Source organism: Shewanella putrefaciens, assembly GCF_016406325.1.
Taxonomy (GTDB): Bacteria; Pseudomonadota; Gammaproteobacteria; order Enterobacterales; family Shewanellaceae; genus Shewanella; species Shewanella putrefaciens.
On the sequence record NZ_CP066370.1, the window covers coordinates 2,967,644 to 2,989,062 of the forward strand.

The window sequence follows — 21,419 nt, forward strand, 5'->3', positions numbered from 1 at the left end:
AACAAATCAAACATATAGATAATCAATAAAAAATAAAATATAAATCATATGCATATGAAAAGTTAAAAATTAAAATCTGAATCATTAAAAAAATTTAAGATTAATTTTTCTAATGATTATTTGTATTTTTTCTCGTTTGATAAGATTTTATTCATTGCTTAATATGTGTCCAGTGCTAAGACGGCAGTTTTATCGTTCTGGTGAAGCGTCCCAGAAAAGCCCGATATCGCACATCTTGGTTTAACTTTGTTATGGAGACAGCGATATGACAAACTTATTTGAACGTCTAATTAACATCTACAAGCCTGTTTTTGTTGAACTTTATAAAGCACACGAGCTTTAAGATTTTACATATTACTCGATATAGATCCTGATTTAGTTTGAAGTTTTGTTAGCGCAAAACCAGCCTCCTTCTCCTTGAGTTGGAGGCTTTTTCTTTTCCTATACCCTATTTTTTGTAAGGGAAATCGCTTTAGAAGATTGAGACTAAAGATTTATCGAGTGTGCAACATACTCATTAAGAGGTAATTGGCAATTAAAGCGAGAATTTAGTTACTTAAGTACAATAGATTATTTGCAATAAAGGCTAATATATTGAAATGGCTAATTTTAATAAAACATGCATTTAGAATATAAAAAAGGAGCGAAAAAATTCGCTCCTTTTTTGATGACCTAAACTTTAAACTTCTTGTATTTGAGGAGGTTAACCTAAGGTCACTCGCGCATTACGGAACATTCGCATCCAAGGGCTATCTTCACCCCAAGTATCCGGATGCCAAGAGTTCGCTACGGTTCTGAACACACGTTCGGGGTGCGGCATCATCAAGGTTACGCGGCCATCAGTGGTACAAATCCCTGTCAAGCCATTTGGCGAACCGTTCGGGTTTTGTGGATACTGAGTCGCGATATCACCTTTACCATTAACAAAACGCAGCGCAATCGTTCCTGACGCTTCGGCAATCGCCAGCGCTTCAGGGCTGGCAAACTCAGCCAAACCTTCACCGTGAGATACGGCGATAGGCATACGAGAACCCGCCATACCTTGGAAGAATAACGACGGGCTCTGTTGCACCTCAACTAAACTGAAACGCGCTTCGAAACGCTCTGAGCGGTTACGCACAAAACGTGGCCAGTGCTCGCTACCTGGGATAATTTCTTTCAGGTTCGACAGCATTTGACAACCGTTACACACGCCAAGGGCGAAACTTGAGTCACGTTCAAAGAAACGTGAAAACTCATCGCGCGCACGCTCGTTAAACAGAATCGACTTAGCCCAACCCTCACCTGCGCCTAATACATCACCGTAGGAGAAGCCACCACAGGCCACTAGGCCTTGGAAATCCTCTAGGCTAATACGGCCAGATAAAATGTCCGACATGTGTACGTCGCGGCTTTCAAAGCCAGCGCGATCAAAGGCTGCTGCCATTTCTACGTGGGAGTTAACGCCCTGCTCACGCAAAATCGCCATCTTAGGCGCAGCGCCCTTAAGAATATAAGGCGCGGCAACATCTTGGCTTGGATCAAAACTTAAGTTAACGGTTAAGCCTAAATCGGTTTCGTCTTGCTTAAGTTTGAACTCTTCAAGCGCGCAGGCTGGGTTATCACGCAAAGCTTGCATACGATACGTGGTTTCTGACCACACAGTACGCAGCGCAACACGGGTATCACTGAAGATTTCACGCGCGCCATCTTTAATGGTGATGCGTTGATCGTCGGCGAGGGTTCCGATCACATGGCAAGGTACGCCAGCGATTGCAAACTGAGCGGCAATTTTCGCAGCGTTGTCACGGCTCACTTGCAGCACAGCGCCGAGCTCTTCATTAAAGAGTCGTTCTAAATCCGTGCCCTGCAAGTCTTCTACATCTATGTCTAAACCTGTATTACCAGCAAAAGCCATTTCCACTAAGGTAGTGAATAAACCACCGTCGCTACGGTCGTGGTAAGCGATAACCGACTTTTTAGCCACTAGATTTTGCATGGTTTCGAAGAAACCACGCAGCAGTGCAGCATCGTCAAGATCCGGCGCAATATCACCCAGCTCACCAAACACTTGGGCTAAACAAGAACCGCCTAAACGATTTTTGCCCGCACCTAAATCTACTAACAGTAAAGACGTTTCGCCTTTATCTGTGCGTAGCTCTGGCGTCACTGTATTGCGAATATCTTGCACCACGCCAAAAGCAGTGATCACCAATGACATAGGCGACGTCACGGTTTTATCCGCGCCATCTTGCTGCCATGCGGTCTTCATCGACATAGAGTCTTTACCGACCGGAATGGTCAGGCAGAGCTCTGGACACAGTTCTTCACCTACGGCTTTCACCGCTTCATAAAGACCCGCATCTTCACCAGGGTGACCCGCGGCAGACATCCAGTTGGCAGAAAGCTTGATACGCTTAAATGAACCGATATCGGCACCAGCGATATTCATGATGGATTCAGCCACCGCCATACGGGCAGAGGCACCAAAATCAAGCAGTGCCAGCGGTGTACGTTCACCCAGTGACATAGCCTCACCAGCGTAGGTATCAAAGCTTGCCGCAGTCACCGCGCAATCGGCCACAGGCACTTGCCATGGGCCCACCATTTGGTCACGGTTCACTAAACCTGTAACTGTGCGATCGCCAATAGTGATAAGGAAGGTTTTATCTGCGACAGTCGGCAAGCTCAGTACGCGTTTAACCGCTTCTTTAACATCAATCTTGTCTTGCGCTAACGCGGGCGATACCGCTTTGGCCGATACCACATCACGGCTCATCTTAGGCGCTTTGCCTAATAAGACTTCGAGTGGTAAATCGATAGGATTATTGTCGAAATGGCTGTCGCTAAGCGTCAGGTGTTTTTCCGCCGTCGCTTCACCCACCACAGCAAAAGGCGCGCGCTCACGCTCACAGATGGCAGTAAATAGCGCCAGATTTTCGGGGGCAACTGACAGCACATAACGTTCTTGTGATTCGTTACACCAGATTTCCAGCGGACTCATGCCAGGCTCATCCGAAGGCACATTACGCAGATTAAACAAACCGCCGCGCTCGCCGTCATTCACGAGTTCTGGGAAAGCGTTCGACAAACCGCCCGCGCCCACATCGTGGATAAATTGGATAGGGTTTTTATCGCCAAGCTGCCAACAGCGGTCAATCACTTCCTGACAACGACGTTCCATCTCTGGGTTTTCACGTTGCACAGAAGCAAAATCCAAGTCTTCGCTCGATTGCCCCGATGCCATAGAGGAAGCCGCGCCGCCGCCCAGACCTATGTTCATCGCAGGGCCACCGAGCACAATCAGCTTAGCGCCAACGGTAATTTCGCCCTTTTGCACGTGTTCTTCACGAATGTTACCTAAACCACCGGCTAACATAATCGGCTTGTGGTAACCACGGACTTCAACACCGTTGTGGCTGCTGACTTCCTGTTCATAGGTACGGAAATAACCGACCAGTGCCGGACGACCAAACTCGTTATTAAATGCAGCACCACCTAAGGGGCCTTCGGTCATAATATCCAGTGCACTCACGATACGTTCAGGCTTACCGTAATTGCCTTCCCATGGCTGAACAAAACCTGGGATTTTTAAATTGGATACGCTAAAACCTGTTAAACCCGCTTTAGGTTTAGAGCCACGCCCCGTAGCACCCTCATCACGGATCTCACCACCCGAACCGGTTGCAGCGCCAGGATAGGGGCTGATGGCGGTTGGATGGTTGTGGGTTTCCACTTTCATCAGGATGTGCATAGGTTCAGTGTGGTAGTTGTATACCCCATCAGGATCGGGGAAGAAACGACCCGCAACCGAACCTTCCATCACTGCAGCGTTATCTTTGTAGGCAGATAACACATGATCAGGCGTGGTTTCAAAAGTATTCTTGATCATCTTGAACAATGACTTAGGCTGAACTTCACCGTCAATGGTCCAATCTGCGTTAAAAATCTTATGACGACAATGCTCAGAGTTTGCCTGAGCAAACATCATCAATTCAATATCGTTCGGATTACGGCCTAAACGGACAAAGTTCTCGACTAAATAGTCGATTTCATCTTCGGCTAAGGCAAGCCCCAATTCAGTGTTAGCCACTTCAAGTGCGCGGCGACCTTCCCCAAGAATATTGACACTCTTAAACGGCGCAGGCTCAGTGCGTTTGAACAGCACATCGGCTTTAGCAAAATCATCGAGGATAATTTCAACCATACGATCGTGCAGCAACGCATTTAAGGTTTGTTGTTGAGCCGCTGTCAGTGCATCTGACTCGACATAATACGCAACGCCTCGCTCCAAACGCTTCACCTTACCAAGACCACAATTGTGGGCGATATCAGTGGCTTTAGATGACCATGGGGAAATTGTGCCGGGGCGAGGAGTAACAAACAGGAGTGAACCTTGGGGGATATGAGCTTCTATCGCAGGTCCATAGGTGAGAATTTTTTCAAGTTGCTGGCGTTCATTTGTGTCGAGCAACTCGCTCAAATCCGCTAAATGCACATACTCAGCATAGATTTGGCGTACCGGAAGCGCCGCGTTTACGCAGGCCTCCATTAGCTTTTGCACTCTAAACATCGAGAGTGCGGGGGCTCCGCGGATGATCTCCATCACGTCTATTCACCTTATTATTTATTATTGCAGGGGTCAGATGTGGCGCTATTATAGGGAAATGTCTATCACAAATCACCTGTGACCTTACGCAAAACAGTGTTTCCTGTGAGATAAAAAGCGTGGTGTTATCAGACTCCTCCTTCTCCCCTGTACAAATTTTTTTCGTTATCCCACACAAACGGATATAATCACAGCACTGTCAGCCATTTTATCTCTGATACCTCACTGACCATCTATTTTTCATCGTATTGATTTTATTTAACAAAGCGCATTTAATGACTCGATTTCTGCTTATTATCATCTTAGGTTTCTTACTGACTGCCTGTCAGCAGGTGACCGTGGACGAACCAGAATTCGTTCCTCATCAGCTCACTGAACTGCGGGTGGGAACCCTTTATGGCCCTCAGATCTATATGACATCCGGCCAAGGAAATAGTGGATTTGACTACGATATGGCGCTGCGATTTGCCGAATATCTCAACGTCCCCTTAAAAATGGTGCCTTATACTAACCGCTCAGAGCTCTATGACGCCCTAAAAAAGAATGATATTGATATTATTGCCGCAGGTATGACAGAAACGCCTGCGCGAAGAGAACAATTCCGTCTAGGCCCACCTTTATATCGCGTTAATCAAGTGCTCGTTTATCGAGAAGGCGTGGCAGCTCCCAAAGATATCAGCAAGTTAAAAGGAAGAATCACTATCATTGCTGACTCAGCGTTTGTAGAGACATTGACTCAACTGCAAAAACATCATCCGAGTTTAGTCTGGGATCAAGTAACAGATAAAGATAGTGAAGAGTTGCTGGCGATGATCGCGAATAAAGAAATTGATTACACCATCGCCGACTCCAGCAGTGTGCAAATTAACCGTCGTTATCTACCCGATTTACGTTCTGGCCCTGTGCTTGAAGAAAAACTCGATGTGGTCTGGTTATTACCACCGACTCACAGCGATGCACTTATGAGCCAATTATTGGCTTTCTGGCATCAAGAAAAGCTCGCAGGGACGCTCGATCATCTCAATGAAAAGTATTTTGGCCACGTTAAACGTTTCGATTATATCGATACTCGTGCTTTCCTGCGTGCTATCGAAACAGTCCTTCCTCGTTATCGTCAACTGTTTGAGACCCATGCAGGTGATTTAGATTGGCGTAAACTTGCAGCAACAAGTTACCAAGAATCCCACTGGAATCCGCATGCCCGCTCCCCCACGGGAGTCCGTGGCATGATGATGCTCACAGAACCCACAGCCAAAGAAATTGGCATCACTAACCGCCTCGATGCAGAAGAAAGTATCCGCGGCGGCGCCGCATATCTAAGGGATATGATTAACCGTTTGCCCGAATCCATCCCTGAAAGTCAACGTATGTGGTTTGCACTAGCCTCTTACAATATAGGGTATGCCCATGTGGAAGATGCGCGAAAACTCGCAGAATCAATGGAATTAAATCCCAATGCTTGGCGAGATCTAAAGAAAGTTTTACCTCTACTACAAAAACGGAAATATTACCAAAAAACCCGTTATGGTTATGCTCGTGGCAGTGAAGCTGTACATTACGTGGATAGTATTCGCCGCTACTACGATACATTGGTGTGGGTGGATAATCAGTCAAAACAGCCTATGCCAGAGGACGAGCAAAACGATCTTATTGCTGAAGAACTCCCCAGTATGCCTGCAGGCTCCCTTAGCCCAGATCAACCTAAATAACTTATTTAAGTAAGCCAAAGATGCTTAAGCGTTATTTTTATACGCACAGAAATTGAGCCAACACTCACTATTGACTTTCTTAACCTAAAATCTAGAAATTTTAATCTTTAATTAAGAGAATAAGCGCTAAAGTGCATCAATTGATGCCTTAACTTGCTGGTTTATAAAGCAGATAACCATAAGGGGATTGCCGCTGCTTATCTCAACTGCTACTGTCTTAGTCAATTGAGATAAAACATTAGCGTTACAGGCGTTAAATCAAAGTAAAAATGCGAATAAATAATGCTCAATAAAAATAATCAAAAATGGGGTCAATATGAGAAAAAAAACTATTCATCATAACAATGCATCACGTCGTCGTACTTTGCTAAAAATACGCCATCGTCGAATATTAAACCGCCAAAAACTTTTCTTTACGTTTATCCAATCCCAAGACTAAAAACACTTTCTATCGCTTTTACTCTATCCCTTGCTGCGCCCTTTGAGCCAGTTTTAAAGCCTTCTTTTCATCCCTACGGCGTTTAAAAAAACGACTCAACTGTGCGCTACAAGCCTCAGCTAATACACCTGATGTCACTTCAACTTGATGATTAAACGCCGGATGTTGCAGTAAATTCACCACAGTCCCCGCAGCACCCGTTTTTTCATCCCGAGCCCCATAAACCACCCGCGCGATCCGGCTGTGCACCATGGCACCTGCACACATAGCGCAAGGTTCAAGGGTTATATAAAGGGTGGCATCCAAAAGACGATAGTTTTCGAGCTTTTTACCTGCGCTACGTAAACAGAGGATCTCTGCATGGGCGGTAGGATCGTGTTGGCTAATGGATAAATTGTAACCCGTCGCAATCTGCTGACCGTCTTTGACCAGAACCGCACCCACAGGCACCTCGCCCGCAGCTTCAGCCTTCTCTGCCATCTGCATCGCGACTTGCATCCAATATTCGTCCAACTTCATTTGGTCCACTAGACTGTCACTCATCTGTAAAAATACGGCCAATTATACCTATAACCAATAAAAAAGGCGCACTTGGCCTGTCTCTTATACACAAATCCCCCGATAAATTCGGGGATTTTTTTGAACTCGCGCTGATGTTGTTGATCTGATCTACAAAACAACTTTAGGCGCACGCTATGAATTTTATTTCCAACCCAGCACAATGGGCCCAACATCTCTTCCAACATGCCAGTTTAGGTGATGCTCGGCGCGTCAAACGCTTGATAGCATTATCGGCAACGCTGGCTGCTCATATGGGAAAATCTGTGCCGCAAGCCAGTCAAACTACCGCTGATATTGAAGCCGCTTACCGTTTTATCCGCAATGAGGCCATTTCGGCCGATGCCATCGCCGAAGCAGGCTTTATGGCAACGAAGCAAGAAGCCTTAGCATTTGACACCTTACTGGCACTGGAAGACACCAGCTCGCTAAATTTTTCTCACAAAGGGGTCCGTGATGAACTGGGACATATTACATCTCATCTATCGAGCCGCGGATTTCAAGCACATTCAGTATTGCTGTACGCACCATCACATAACCAACTGATTGGTTTAATTGAACAACATTTGCGGACCCGCGACATAGCTACGATGGGAAAGCACAAAAACGCAACCAAAAGACCTTACTGGGAAAAAGAGAGTTTTAAATGGCAGCAGGCCTCACAAAATGTCGCTAACCGTTTGGGTCAACACATGGCACATGCGGTCAGCGTCTGTGACCGCGAAGCGGATTTAATTGAGTACCTGCAATATAAACTCGAACATCAGCAACGGTTTGTGGTGCGTTCGATGATAAGTCGGCATATAGAAGAAGCCGAAGGTAAGTTACATCTGTACGGCCATTCGTTGCAAAGTGCTGGGGAGCGAATGGTAGAGGTGGTACAAAAAGGTGGCCGCAAAGCCAGAGTCGCGACCTGTGAAGTCCGTTTTGCACCGGTAACCCTGAAAATGCCCAGCAATAAAGTTGGCGAAAGTACGCCGTTGTTTTATGTCAGTTGTATTGAAAAAGGCAATGACGATGGATTGTGCTGGCACCTGCTGACGTCGGAGCCCGTCACCACGACGGAACAAGCACTGACGATCTTGTGCTGGTATGAAAAGCGCTGGCTGATAGAGGACTTTCATAAATCCTGGAAAAGCGGTGGGACTCAGGTTGAAGATTTGCGCTTACAAAGCAAAGGTAATTTGGAGCGTATGATTACGATCCTAGCGTTTATAGCGGTGCGAGTTCAGCAGTTGCGCCATCTTGGGTTACAAGAAGAACAGGCAAAGCAACAAAGTTGTGAGACATTGTTGGGTTGCAAAGCGTGGAAATTACTGTGGCTGAAAGTTGAACAATGCAAACCACCCAAGCAAGCACCCAGTGTGCATTGGGCTTACCTAAGTTTAGGAAAATTAGCGGGTTGGCACGATAGTAAAGGAACGGGTGTAGTAGGTTGGGAGCGGTTATGGGAAGGATGGTTCAAACTGCAAACCATCCTTGAAGGCTACGAATTGGCTCTATCTCTTGAACACGAGATGTGATCAAGAGATAGGCCTAAGCGCCTTTAAACTAAACAAAGTTTAATAAAATAAACGTAACGGGGGCGTTATTCCCACTCGATAGTCGCTGGCGGCTTGCCAGAGATATCGTAAACCACACGGGAAATGCCATCGACTTCGTTGATGATGCGGTTTGATACGCGACCTAAGAAATCATAGGGCAGATGTGCCCAATGGGCGGTCATAAAGTCGATGGTTTCGACGGCGCGCAGTGACACCACCCAATCGTATTTACGGCCATCGCCCATCACGCCGACAGAGCGCACAGGTAAGAACACGGTAAAGGCTTGGCTAACTTTGTTGTACAGGTCGGCTTTATGCAGTTCTTCGATAAAGATAGCATCGGCGCGGCGCAGTAAATCGCAGTATTCTTTCTTCACTTCACCTAATACACGCACACCAAGACCCGGCCCTGGGAACGGGTGACGATAAAGCATATTGTAAGGCAGACCTAACTCAAGACCAATTTTGCGCACTTCATCTTTAAAGAGTTCACGCAGTGGCTCAACTAAGCCAAGCGCCATATCGTCTGGCAAACCGCCGACGTTATGGTGTGACTTAATCACATGGGCTTTACCTGTGGCGCTGCCAGCAGATTCAATCACATCGGGGTAGATAGTCCCTTGGGCTAACCATTTAGCATTGGCGCATTTTTTCGATTCTTCATCGAAAATTTCCACAAATACACGGCCGATGATTTTGCGTTTTGTTTCTGGATCTGCAACGCCCTTCATCGCATCGAGGAAACGGTTTTCCGCATCAACGTGGATGATATTCAGGCCGAAATGATCGCCAAACATTTCCATCACTTGTGCTGCTTCATTCAATCGCAATAAACCGTTATCAACGAATACGCAGGTCAGTTTTTTACCGATGGCACGGTGCAGCAACATAGCCACAACCGAAGAATCGACACCACCAGACAAGCCTAAAATCACTTCATCATCGCCGATTTGCTTCTTCAAACGCTCAATCGCATCTTCAATAATCGATGAGGGTTTCCAGTTGGCGGCACAGCCACAGATGTCTAAGGCAAAATGCGATAACATCCGCATGCCTTGACGAGTGTGGGTCACTTCTGGGTGGAACTGTACGCCATAGAAGCGTTTTTCTTCATTAGCCATAGCAGCAAATGGGCAAGTATCGGTTTTAGCGACCGCCACAAATCCCTCAGGGATCGCAGAGACTTTATCACCGTGGCTCATCCATACATCGAGCAGAGGTTTCCCTTCGCTATTGACTGCATCTTCAATATCTTTGAACAGCGCAGATTTTGTCAGCATTTCAATTTGAGCGTAGCCAAATTCACCTTCGCCCACACCTTGAATAACTTTACCGCCTAACTGCTCAGACATAGTCTGCATGCCGTAGCAAATACCTAAAACAGGTATGCCAGCGTTAAAGACATATTCAGGTGCACGGGGAGAATTTTCAGCCGTCACACTTTCAGGGCCGCCCGCTAAGATAATACCGTTAGGGGCAAACTCACGGATTTGGGCTTCGGTCACATCCCATGCCCATAATTCGCAGTAAACGCCAATTTCACGGATACGACGGGCAATCAGTTGAGTGTACTGGGATCCAAAATCGAGGATCAGTATCTTGTGCTCATGAATATCGCTCATGGATAACCTTTATTTTATCTATTGTTTAACTTGGCTCAAAACTGACAACGTCAAGCTTGAGAGCATCACACATATTGTTAGTGGGGCGGCTTATTGCCGCCCCACTACATCAAACATTTAAGAGCCTGAACGGTAGTTCGGCGCTTCTTTAGTGATTGTCACATCGTGTACATGGGACTCGCCCATACCCGCAGAAGTCACTTTTACAAATTGCGCTTTTTCATTCAGCTCGCTAATGGTTGCACAGCCTGTTAAGCCCATGCATGAACGTAAACCACCCATATGTTGATGGATGATTTCCTTAAGCTTGCCTTTGTAAGGCACGCGGCCTTCAATGCCTTCTGGCACCAGTTTGTCGGCAGCATTGTCAGATTGGAAATAACGATCAGAAGAGCCTTGAGACATAGCGCCTAATGACCCCATACCACGGTATGATTTATATGCACGCCCTTGATATAACTCGGTTTCACCAGGAGCTTCATCGGTACCAGCAAACATTGAACCCGCCATAATACAAGATGCACCCGCGGCAAGAGCTTTGGCTAAGTCGCCAGAAAAACGCACACCACCATCGGCAATCACAGGAATACCTAAGCCTTTTACGGCTTCGGCAGCATCGGAAACCGCGGTAATTTGGGGCACACCAACACCGGTTACAATACGGGTTGTACAGATAGAACCAGGACCAATACCCACTTTAACAGCGTTAACACCCGCTTCAACTAAGGCTAAAGCACCTTCAGCCGTGGCGACGTTACCACCCACAATTTGTAAATCTGGGTACTTGGCACGGGTTTCGCGAATACGTTGTAATACGCCTTCAGAATGTCCATGGGAAGAGTCGATCAACAGTACATCAACACCGGCCTTAACCAGCGCATCAACGCGCTCTTCGTTGCCGGCACCCGCACCAACGGCGGCGCCCACGCGTAAACGGCCTAACTCATCTTTACAGGCGTTAGGTTTACGCTCGGCTTTCTCGAAGTCTTTAACGGTAATCAACCCTTTTAATTTGAAGTTATCATCGACAACCAGCACTTTTTCAATACGGTTAGAGTGCATTAATTTTTGCACTTCATCTAACTTAGTGCCTTCGGCAACGGTGACTAAACGCGACTTAGGCGTCATCACTTCCTCTACCGTTTTGCTCCAATCCGTCACAAAGCGCACGTCACGGCCAGTAATGATACCGACAAGCTCATTCGCTTCGTTAACCACAGGGTAACCGGCAAAACCGTTTTTCAGGGTTAACACTTTCAGATCAGCAAGTGTCGTTGAAGGAGTCACTGTCACAGGTTGTTGAACCACGCCAGCTTCGTAAATTTTTACTTTACGCACTTCTTCGGCTTGTTTCTCAATACTCATGTTTTTGTGAATAAAACCTAAGCCACCTTCCTGCGCCATCGCAATCGCAAGGCGAGCTTCGGTAACTGTGTCCATAGCGGCAGACACAAGCGGAATGTTGAGTTCGATAGTATTGGTTAGGCGAGTTTTAAGAACGGCGGTATTTGGGAGTACAGTAGAATGCGCAGGAACAAGTAACACATCGTCAAAAGTAAGCGCTTCTTTAATTAAACGTAGCATTAGCAACATCTCCCCAGTTGAGTAGGATTTAGAGGTGAAATATTGCGGCGGGATTATACCTTGCATATGGGGCGCGGTAAATGGAAAATAGCAAATATCCCCATTTTCTTGAGTTATTCGATGCAAGGCACCAAAAACAACATTTATACTGTCTCGCGGCTCAATGGTGAAGTCAGGCAAATCCTCGAGGGACAATTGGGTAAAATTTGGCTTAATGGCGAAATATCCAACTTTTCTTCCCCTAGCTCAGGTCATTGGTATTTAACCCTAAAAGATCATTACTCCCAGATCCGCTGCGCCATGTTTAAAGGCCGTAATCAGACGGTCAGCTTTAAACCCATCAATGGTCAGCAAGTGTTAGTCAAAGGCGCAATCAGTGTTTATGAACCCAGAGGCGACTATCAATTATTAATTGAGTCCATGTTACCCGCGGGTGATGGATTACTGGCGCAGCAGTTTGATGCTCTTAAGATGAAGCTCGCCGCCGAAGGATTATTCGCCGCTGACACCAAAAGGCCACTGCCCAAAAACATTCAACGCATTGGCGTTATTACTTCACCAACAGGTGCCGCAATTCGTGATGTTTTACATGTATTAGCAAGGCGCGATCCCTCCATCGAAGTCATTATCTATCCGACTCAAGTTCAGGGTGAAACTGCGGACTTGAGCATATGCCAGGCAATTAATATCGCCAATCAAAGGTTGGAGGTCGATGTATTACTGCTCACCCGCGGTGGCGGTTCACTTGAGGATTTATGGTGTTTTAACAGCGAAGCCCTCGCCCACACCATTTATAACAGCGCCCTGCCCATCGTCAGCGCCGTAGGCCACGAAGTCGATACCACTATCAGTGACTATGTCGCCGATATCCGTGCCCCTACACCGTCTGCGGGTGCCGAACTTCTCTCTCAAGATAGTGAGAATAAAGCCCAAAGACTCGCGACTGTATTATCGCGGCTGCAGCAAAGTGTAAGACACTATCAGCTCAAGCAAGAAAGACGCTTAAGTTTGTTAGAACATAGATTACAACGCCAAGATCCTAAACGGACTTTGCAACAGTTCGAACAAAGATTCGATGAAATGCAATTACGACTGGAGTCCGCGCTATCAAATCGCTTGCATCTGCTCAGCCGCCGTCAGCAGTTGCTCGCAAGCCGCCTTGAACAACAATCTCCAAAGCATAAACTCGCCATTGAGGGTACCCGCCTAAGTTATCTTGCGAGTCGCTTACAGGATGCATTGCAGGATAAACTCAGCCAAAGTGAACAGCGGATAAAATACGCTGCCCATCAATTAGAAACCGTTAGCCCATTAGCCACTTTAAGTCGTGGTTATAGCATTACGACGGATATTCACAATCAAGTGATCGACTCCGTCGATAAACTGGCTATCGGTGATGACTTACAAACTCGCTTACGCTATGGCCAAGTGATCTCAACTGTCACCCAGATAAAGCCATTCGAATAAGGCTAAGCAAGGCTGAAATCGTCTTAAAACACAAAAGGAACCCTAAGGTTCCTTTTGTTTCAAATGTGTTCGGTAAAAAACACTATTTGGTTTTTCTGTCTTTAATATGGCTCAGTGCGCGTTTGCGGCGACGCTCTTGGCTCATAGTTAACTTCTCAGTCTTGTTTTCAAATGGGTTATCACCCTCTTGGAAACGCAGCTGAATAGGCGTACCCACCACTTTCAATGAACGACGGAAATAGTTCATCATGTAACGCTTGTACGAGTCAGGCAGTCTACTCACTTGGTTCCCGTGGATCACCACGATTGGCGGATTGTAACCACCGGCGTGAGCGTATTTTAACTTAACACGGCGGCCATTCACTAATGGTGGCTGGTGATCGTCCTGGGACATTTGCATAATACGGGTCAGCATAGAAGTGCTGACGCGGCGTGTGGCACTGTCATAGGCTTCTTCAATCGATTCAAATAAATGGCCAACACCAGTACCGTGCAGCGCCGAAATAAAGTGAATACGGGCAAAATCAATAAACCCAAGACGACGGTCAAGCTCACTCTTCACACGATCTTTAATCCCTTGATCGATGCCATCCCACTTGTTGACGGCAATCACTAAGGCACGTCCTGCATTAAGCGCGAAACCTAATAGACCTAAATCTTGTTCAGCAACCCCTTCACGGGCATCGATGATAAGTAAAACCACGTTGGCATCTTCAACCGCTTTTAAAGTCTTGATCACTGAGAACTTTTCAATAACTTGATGCACTTTACTGCGGCGGCGAACACCCGCGGTATCGATAATCACGTACTCGCGACCTTCACGTTCCATTGGAATGTAAATACTGTCGCGCGTTGTGCCGGGTTCATCGTACACAACGACCCGTTCTTCACCCAAAATACGGTTAGTGAGGGTTGACTTACCTACGTTTGGCTTACCGATAATCGCCAGCTTAATGGGCAAATCTTGTAGACGCTTTTGCTCAGCTTCGGCTTCTTCTTCAGTGTATTGGCGTTCGTCGACGACTTCTTCTTCACCTTGACGCTCAATGCCCATCGCTTCAGCATAAGGTGTCAGCGCGTATTCGATCATGTTGGTGACGCCGCGTCCTTGAGATGCCGCCATTTGGTAGACTTCACCCAAACCTAAAGACCAAAACTCGGCACAGGCCGAATCGGCATCGATACCGTCAACTTTATTGGCAACCACGAAAGTGGTTTTTTCACGGCTACGCAGATGCTGTGCAATCGACAAGTCAGCGGCGGTTAACCCCGCGCGCGCATCGGTCATAAATAAAACCACATCGGCTTCTTCAATGGCAGCAAGGGATTGCTCTGCCATTTTTGTCTCGATCCCCTCTTCAGTGCCATCGATACCGCCTGTATCGACCACAATGAACTCATAGCCGGATAAGAATGCTCGACCATATTTACGGTCACGTGTTAGGCCAGGAAAGTCAGCAACCAGCGCATCACGCGTACGCGTAAGACGATTAAATAGGGTGGATTTACCGACATTCGGTCGACCAACAAGGGCCACTACAGGGATCATGATTTTGCCTCTAAAAAACTTTTCAATAAAAAGCCCCCGGAACACACTTCCAGGGGCTCTGCAAGGATAACACTTTTAACTACGGAAGTGTTACAACAGCCAGCTTTCCGCTGCGACCTTGAACATAGATTTTATCATCCACCACTAATGGCTGACTGTATAATCCAGAGCTATCGACTTGAATACGACCGACAATCGTCCCTGTACTGCGATCAATAAAGTGTAGATAACCTTCGAAATCACCGACAACTAAATAATCTTTATAAACTGCAGGCGAGGTTAATGTTCGATTTGTTAACTCAGAGTTGCTCCATAGCTCTAAACCATTTCGTCTATCAACTGAGTAGATACGACTATGATCGTCAACTAAAAACAAACTTAATCCTGCTGATGCTAATTCGTTAAAGCTTGAATACTTACGTGTCCATACTATGCGACCCGTACGCAATTCCATCGACACTAAGTTACCGTTATAGCTAACTGCATATAAATTATCACCAAGAATAAGCGGTGTCATATCCACGTCGGCCATACGCGTAAACTCGTTACCGCCCGTTGGATTATAAATCGCTTGTTCCCACGCGGCTTGACCATTGTTTTTCACCACAACAGCCACTTTGCCATCGGCAGTACCAATAAAGAAACCACCCGCTTCATAGGCGGCAGAGCCTGTGCCACGTAACGTCAGGTTCGGCAACTGCATCTTGTACACCCACAGCTTATCGCCAGTATCGACGTTAAAAGCCTCGAGTGAACCGGAGCTCGTACTCACCACAACCACATCATCAGCAACCGTTGGCTTTGATAAAAGCTCACCACCCGCAACGATATGCCACAATACTTGGCCATCTTCGATATTCAGTGCTGCAAGCAGCCCACTCTCACCACCCACAAAGACTTTATTACGGGCAGCGGTGACACCTGCGGCAATGCGAGCACCTTTATTTTTAGCTAAGGCGTTATCACGAAACTCTTCGCTAAAATCTTTAGTCCAAACGCGGTCACCCGTAGCTTCATCAAACGCAATGACTTTACCGTAACGGTCTGCGGCAAAAATTTTACCGTAACGAACTGCCGGCATAAGGCGAGAATAATAATCCCCCACACCACTACCAACAGAGGCGCTCCAACTTACTTCAGGAAACACCGTTGCCTGAATTGCAGTTAACTCACTTACCGGCTCTTCTTCAACATCACTCGATGAACAGGCGGATAACATCGCTAGACTCAATCCAGCGGCTAACAGGTTTTTGCACCAAGACTTCATCAAGGGATCCCTTATGCCTGATTTAGGTTATCAAGTTTGATTTTAAGTGCCGGGCTTGTTACCACACCACCGTTATCCATGGCGGTTTGATAAGCCGTTTTTGCTTTCTCAACGTCACCTTGACGCACAAGGAAGTCACCTTTTAACTCTTCACGTTGAGCTAAAAAGGCTTTATCGGATACTTTTTCTAAGGTCGCTAACCCGGCATCAATTTGACCAAGCTCCGCCTGAATACGGGCCAAGCGTAAGGTTGCAATTGTATCTAAACTGGCCCCTGGCTTGGCCGTAATAACCTTGTTCAACGCATCGATAGCCTTAGGATAATCCTTTGCTTCTACAGCCGTTTTGGCAACGATAAGATCCAACAGTGCTTGATAACCTTTTTGATCGTGATTTTTTGAAAACTCAGCAACACCCGCTAGCATGGCGGCTTCATCGGCAGATTTGGTCGTCAATGCTTGAAAGGCTTTTGACGCTTCCTCCGCTTTAGCCACTTTCATATCGGAATAATAATTCCAACCGTATAGGCCACCAAGGCCCACGACAGCACCGATTAAAATGGAAGTTCCATAATCTTTCCAGAACTGTTTGATAGCATCAACTTGTTGTTCTTCTGTGCTATAAATTTCCACGCGCACATCCCCTTTATTTGGTAAGTTCAGCTAAAAATGCACTTAAGGCATTTCGAGCAACCTGTTGTTGTTCGTTGTCATTGCGTAAATGTTTCACTGTGACCATACCTTCGGCAAGTTCTTCTTCACCTATCAGTAATGCCACACTCGCACCGCTTTTGTCGGCGCGCTTCATTTGTTTCTTCACGTTACCGCCACCACAGTGACTCATCACTTTAAGGTGTGGCAGCGCACTACGTAATTCCTGTGCAACTTTAATGGCTTCGACAAGACAATTCTCCCCCATGGCGGTGACATACACATCAACTGCCGCGGGAATGTCCTGTGTAAGGCCCAAGGTTTCAAGCAGCAATACAATACGCTCAAGCCCCATCGCAAAACCGACCGCTGGGGTATCTTTACCGCCTAATTGCGCCACTAAACCATCATAGCGTCCGCCCGCAAGTACCGTGCCTTGTGAGCCTAAGCTGTTGGTAACCCATTCAAATACAGTGCGATTATAATAATCGAGACCACGGACTAAGCGAGGATTAACTCGGTATTGGATGCCAACGGCGTCTAGGAGTTCACGTAATTGTGCAAAATGTTGTGAAGATTCTTCACCTAAGTAATCCATCAGCGCTGGCGCATCGGTTAAAATCCCCTGAACTTGAGGATCTTTAGAATCCAGTACGCGCAGTGGATTGCTGTACATACGGCGTTGACTGTCTTCATCTAACTTATCTTTATGCTGCTCTAAAAAAGCAATCAAGGCATCGCGGTAAGCCGCACGCTCAGCGGGATCACCTAAGGTATTAAGCTCAAGCGTCACATGTTCGCTAATCCCCAGCTTTTCCCATAGACGCGCCGATAACATAAGCACTTCGGCGTCAATATCTGCGCTGCCAATACCATAAACTTCAACACCAAATTGGTGGAATTGACGGTAACGCCCCTTTTGTGGACGTTCATGGCGGAACATTGGCCCCATATACCACAAGCGCTGTTCTTGGTTATAGAGCAAACCATGCTCATTACCCGCACGCACAGTAGAGGCGGTACCTTCGGGACGTAAGGTCAGGCTATCGCCATTACGGTCTTCGAAAGTGTACATTTCTTTTTCAACAATATCAGTCACTTCACCGATAGAGCGTTTAAAAAGATCGGTATTTTCCACTATTGGAGTGCGGATTTCGCTGTAACCATAAGCACTGACGCTTGAACGAAGTACCGCTTCTACTTTTTGCCATAGAGGACTTTGGGTTGGCAGAATGTCATTCATTCCGCGAATCGCTTGGATCTGTTTTGCCACTGTATCGACTCGTCCGATTTCGCTAGATTAATAAAAATGTTCCGCATTATAGACGCCTGAAGACGAAACGTAAAATGGCCCCATCGGTTTCGGGGCACACCTCAAAGTCTCTGGCACCAATGCATACATTTTACTCGGTTGTATCCTTTACTTGGATACGGTTTGCCAGTTGGCTCGCCTTAGCACGAATTTTGGCTTCGAGGGAATCGACTAAATTGTCATTATCAAAACGTTCTTTTTGACGTTCGCCCTCATCGTAGTAGCCACTCTTATTGTGTCCACCGGTTAAACCAATATGCGACACTAAAGCCTCGCCAGGGCCATTCACTACGCAGCCAATAATAGATACATCCATCGCTGTAGTGACATCTTCTAAGCGGCGCTCTAATTCATTCACCGTGCTGATCACATCAAACTCTTGGCGCGAGCAAGATGGACAGGCAATAAAATTAATGCCGCGACTACGAATACGTAGCGACTTTAAGATATCAAAACCGACTTTGATTTCTTCAACGGGATCGGCAGCAAGGGAAATACGTAATGTATCCCCAATACCTTCGGCCAATAACATGCCTAAGCCAACGGCTGATTTTACTGAGCCTGCGCGCGCGCCACCCGCTTCGGTAATGCCTAAATGCAGCGGTTGGCGGATTTGTTTTGCCAATAAACGATAGGACTCAACCGCCAAGAACACATCCGACGCCTTAACACTGACCTTAAATTGGTCGAAGTTCATGCGATCTAAAATATCCACATGGCGCATTGCCGATTCGAGCAATGCCTCGGGGGTCGGCTCCTTGTATTTGTCCATCAAATCTTTTTCTAATGAACCGCCATTGACGCCAATACGAATTGGGATATTTTTATCTCGGGCGCACTCAACCACACTGCGAATACGTTCTTCATTGCCTATGTTACCTGGGTTGATGCGTAAACAATCGACACCGTATTCAGCAACTTTGAGGGCAATACGATAATCAAAGTGAATATCTGCCACTAAGGGAACATTTACAGATTGTTTTATGATTTTAAAGGCTTCAGCGGCATCCATAGTCGGTACGGAAACGCGCACTATGTCGGCACCGACTTTTTCTAAGGCGCGAATTTGAGCAATAGTAGCCTCAACATCGGTAGTCTTAGTATTCGTCATTGACTGAACGGCAATCGGCGCCCCATCACCAATCGGTACATTACCCACATAAATGCGGGTGGAAGGACGTCTTTTTATGGGAGTTTCATTATACATACTTAATACGCTCTATTTCGGTACGTTCTGCTGCGCCTGTTAGTCAGTCTTACGCTTTAGGAAGCGTTAAACGAGCAACTCGGCCTTTAGGAAAATCAGCTAGGCTTACGGCTTGGCCATCCATACTTAGCGTCGCTACATGGGGGGCCCCTAAAATTACTTTAAACGGTGCAGTACCGTTCACTTGGATATTTGCCCCTGCCCCTCTTACACCATCAACTAACACTTTGCCCTGAGCATCAACAATATTAATCCAGCAATCACCTGCTAGTTGAATATTTAGATTAGACTGCCCAGCAACGGCAATTGTGCCTTGCGCTGTAGGTGCATTCGTCGCGGGTAAGGTCGCCGAAGACGAGGCTGTAGATATGTTACCTGTGGCATTGTTAGTGTGAGGAGTATTAGCCACCACAGCTTGATTTGAAGTCGCAGGCACGCCAACATTACTACTGGCGACACTATGAGTATTTCCGGCCGTTAACGCATTAGACTCTAATGCATCAGTATCCATCGGATTTGGATCAATCGTGTTTGCATCCGTATCCTTGATGGGACCATCTATCGACATTGATCCATTGACTGCGATATCAGTCAGCCCTTGGCTAACATCCGTTTCAGTCAACAACACATCGCCAGGTAGCGTGAGGTTTGCTGCGGCAACCTCTTCCATTGTCGGTTGTGATACATCGACCGTTGTCAGTAACGTCGATTTTTGCATCCACCATACAACCAACAACCCGAGTAATACGATGACAATAAATATGCTGACCCACTTTAATTTAGTATCGCTCGCTTGATAGGTTGTTTTGCGTGAAAAGCTTTGCATCGCAGGGGATGTCACTAAAGGTACTTGCTTAGCGAGGCAAGCCTCTATTGGTGCATAGTCAATACCCAACATGCGTGCATAGTTTTTCACATAACCACGAACATAGGTGGGTGACGCTATATTGGTAAAATTATCAGCTTCAAGGTCTTCAACAATACCCGGACGCAAATGCAATTTCACTGCGGCATCGGCAATGCTTAATCCCTTTTCCTCACGGGCATTTTTTAAAATATTTCCGAGCGTTACATCAGGCGTCGTGGTTTCTGTTTCGTTAACTTCAATTGACGCGTTGGTTTCGTGATCTTTCATTGATGCAAATTAACTCTGTATTGCTTGGCCTGAGGTGATGCTGGAAATTTGGCAAGCAATAAAATACCAAATTTCTTAACGGCAGCATCATCATTCATTGCCTGCTCTATTTTTATTCCGAGCGCTAAACTCTCTGGAGTCTGAGCTGCCACTTGGTGATATCGCGCTAATTGATTACGCGCTTGAATAAAATCACCCTGTTCAGTCTCAAGCTCAGCAAGCTCCAGCAATGACACCGAACGTCTCGGGTCATACTTTAACGCCATCTGAAAATACTGTCGTGCCTTTTCTGCTTTTCCCGACTCTCGGCTACATAAACCTAAATTTTCATAGCTCGAAGCGGTGCGCGTATATTTGGGCATTTCTATTGCGGCCAAAAACATTTTTTCAGCTTTTTCGTATTGCTTTTGCTGGCACAAAAACACCCCAAAATTATTCATGGAATCGCCAGAGGCGTCCTTAGTACTAATGGCTTTCTGATACGCTTGTTCGGTACGTACAAGATCACCCACGGTTTGATAGTAATAGGCCATTGCAACATGAACATCTTCAAGTTCTGGCGCGTATTCTATTGCTTTATCAAGGTTATATTTGGCTTGTTCCGAGTTACCTCGATTCAAATAGGTTAAACCGAGCTGCATTCGCTCCCGTGCCGCGGCGACTCTATCTAATTTTCGCTCTGATACAGGGATATCTGTTCCTGTGTATGTACGCTCAGTGACACACCCTGTCATGACTAATGACAAGGTGATTGCTAATGAAAACCCTGACAATCCATGCTTCATGGG

14 protein-coding genes are annotated in these 21,419 nt (G+C 46.4%); 3 read left to right on the top strand and 11 right to left on the bottom strand.

Annotated features, from left to right (window positions below; genetic code table 11):
- Positions 1–703 precede the first annotated feature (703 nt).
- Positions 704–4,585: a phosphoribosylformylglycinamidine synthase gene (purL, locus tag JEZ96_RS13250; RefSeq protein WP_198779881.1), complete on the bottom strand. Its 3,882-nt coding sequence runs from the start codon at positions 4,583–4,585 to the stop codon at positions 704–706.
- Between the two features lie 278 nt (positions 4,586–4,863).
- On the opposite strand from purL, the gene mltF reads away from it, so the two are divergent.
- Positions 4,864–6,297, top strand: coding sequence for a membrane-bound lytic murein transglycosylase MltF (mltF, locus tag JEZ96_RS13255; protein ID WP_011788713.1), 1,434 nt, complete (start codon positions 4,864–4,866; stop codon positions 6,295–6,297).
- A gap of 457 nt (positions 6,298–6,754) precedes the next feature.
- Here the strand turns inward: mltF and tadA are convergent, their stop codons facing one another.
- A complete protein-coding gene (gene tadA / locus JEZ96_RS13260) occupies positions 6,755–7,279 on the bottom strand; it encodes a tRNA adenosine(34) deaminase TadA (protein ID WP_025008386.1) in 525 nt (174 codons plus the stop codon).
- A gap of 152 nt (positions 7,280–7,431) precedes the next feature.
- On the opposite strand from tadA, the gene JEZ96_RS13265 reads away from it, so the two are divergent.
- The gene (locus JEZ96_RS13265; protein ID WP_025008858.1) at positions 7,432–8,817 is read left to right on the top strand and encodes an IS4-like element ISSpu12 family transposase; all 1,386 of its coding nucleotides are present in this window, start codon (positions 7,432–7,434) and stop codon (positions 8,815–8,817) included.
- 65 nt (positions 8,818–8,882) lie between these two features.
- On the opposite strand, the gene guaA is transcribed toward JEZ96_RS13265, so the two are convergent.
- Both guaA and guaB read right to left on the bottom strand, forming a co-directional pair.
- Complete coding sequence (gene guaA / locus JEZ96_RS13270) at positions 8,883–10,460, bottom strand: glutamine-hydrolyzing GMP synthase (protein ID WP_025008710.1); 1,578 nt, start codon at positions 10,458–10,460, stop codon at positions 8,883–8,885.
- Positions 10,461–10,577: 117 nt separating this feature from the next.
- Positions 10,578–12,044 (bottom strand): IMP dehydrogenase, encoded by a 1,467-nt coding sequence (gene guaB / locus JEZ96_RS13275; RefSeq protein ID WP_011788710.1) that lies wholly within the window; start codon positions 12,042–12,044, stop codon positions 10,578–10,580.
- A gap of 120 nt (positions 12,045–12,164) precedes the next feature.
- On the opposite strand from guaB, the gene xseA reads away from it, so the two are divergent.
- A complete protein-coding gene (gene xseA / locus JEZ96_RS13280; RefSeq protein ID WP_025008709.1) occupies positions 12,165–13,511 on the top strand; it encodes an exodeoxyribonuclease VII large subunit in 1,347 nt (448 codons plus the stop codon).
- Between the two features lie 82 nt (positions 13,512–13,593).
- On the opposite strand, the gene der is transcribed toward xseA, so the two are convergent.
- The 7 genes from der to pilW all read right to left on the bottom strand — a co-directional run bounded on the left by der (position 13,594) and on the right by pilW (position 21,416).
- Complete coding sequence (der, locus tag JEZ96_RS13285; RefSeq protein WP_011919654.1) at positions 13,594–15,060, bottom strand: ribosome biogenesis GTPase Der; 1,467 nt, start codon at positions 15,058–15,060, stop codon at positions 13,594–13,596.
- 79 nt (positions 15,061–15,139) lie between these two features.
- Positions 15,140–16,327, bottom strand: coding sequence for an outer membrane protein assembly factor BamB (gene bamB, locus JEZ96_RS13290; RefSeq protein ID WP_011788707.1), 1,188 nt, complete (start codon positions 16,325–16,327; stop codon positions 15,140–15,142).
- A gap of 11 nt (positions 16,328–16,338) precedes the next feature.
- Entirely contained in the window at positions 16,339–16,959 is a 621-nt protein-coding gene (locus JEZ96_RS13295; RefSeq protein ID WP_011919655.1) for a tetratricopeptide repeat protein, read from the bottom strand.
- Between the two features lie 13 nt (positions 16,960–16,972).
- Entirely contained in the window at positions 16,973–18,250 is a 1,278-nt protein-coding gene (gene hisS / locus JEZ96_RS13300) for a histidine--tRNA ligase (protein WP_011788705.1), read from the bottom strand.
- Positions 18,251–18,380: 130 nt separating this feature from the next.
- The gene (gene ispG, locus JEZ96_RS13305) at positions 18,381–19,496 is read right to left on the bottom strand and encodes a flavodoxin-dependent (E)-4-hydroxy-3-methylbut-2-enyl-diphosphate synthase (RefSeq protein WP_011788704.1); all 1,116 of its coding nucleotides are present in this window, start codon (positions 19,494–19,496) and stop codon (positions 18,381–18,383) included.
- A 49-nt stretch (positions 19,497–19,545) separates the two neighbouring features.
- Positions 19,546–20,631: a RodZ domain-containing protein gene (locus JEZ96_RS13310; RefSeq protein WP_061783214.1), complete on the bottom strand. Its 1,086-nt coding sequence runs from the start codon at positions 20,629–20,631 to the stop codon at positions 19,546–19,548.
- Positions 20,628–21,416 (bottom strand): type IV pilus biogenesis/stability protein PilW, encoded by a 789-nt coding sequence (gene pilW / locus JEZ96_RS13315; protein ID WP_011788702.1) that lies wholly within the window; start codon positions 21,414–21,416, stop codon positions 20,628–20,630. Before pilW ends, JEZ96_RS13310 begins: the two co-directional genes overlap by 4 nt.
- Positions 21,417–21,419: the final 3 nt, after the last annotated feature.

Bases quoted from the DNA above. Each gene is read 5' to 3' on its own strand.
- purL (WP_198779881.1), bottom strand. From the start codon at position 4,585: ATGGAGATCATCCGCGGAGCCCCCGCACTCTCGATGTTTAGAGTGCAA.
- mltF (WP_011788713.1), top strand. From the start codon at position 4,864: ATGACTCGATTTCTGCTTATTATCATCTTAGGTTTCTTACTGACTGCC.
- tadA (WP_025008386.1), bottom strand. From the start codon at position 7,279: ATGAGTGACAGTCTAGTGGACCAAATGAAGTTGGACGAATATTGGATG.
- JEZ96_RS13265 (WP_025008858.1), top strand. From the start codon at position 7,432: ATGAATTTTATTTCCAACCCAGCACAATGGGCCCAACATCTCTTCCAA.
- guaA (WP_025008710.1), bottom strand. From the start codon at position 10,460: ATGAGCGATATTCATGAGCACAAGATACTGATCCTCGATTTTGGATCC.
- guaB (WP_011788710.1), bottom strand. From the start codon at position 12,044: ATGCTACGTTTAATTAAAGAAGCGCTTACTTTTGACGATGTGTTACTT.
- xseA (WP_025008709.1), top strand. From the start codon at position 12,165: ATGCAAGGCACCAAAAACAACATTTATACTGTCTCGCGGCTCAATGGT.
- der (WP_011919654.1), bottom strand. From the start codon at position 15,060: ATGATCCCTGTAGTGGCCCTTGTTGGTCGACCGAATGTCGGTAAATCC.
- bamB (WP_011788707.1), bottom strand. From the start codon at position 16,327: ATGAAGTCTTGGTGCAAAAACCTGTTAGCCGCTGGATTGAGTCTAGCG.
- ispG (WP_011788704.1), bottom strand. From the start codon at position 19,496: ATGTATAATGAAACTCCCATAAAAAGACGTCCTTCCACCCGCATTTAT.
- JEZ96_RS13310 (WP_061783214.1), bottom strand. From the start codon at position 20,631: ATGAAAGATCACGAAACCAACGCGTCAATTGAAGTTAACGAAACAGAA.
- pilW (WP_011788702.1), bottom strand. From the start codon at position 21,416: ATGAAGCATGGATTGTCAGGGTTTTCATTAGCAATCACCTTGTCATTA.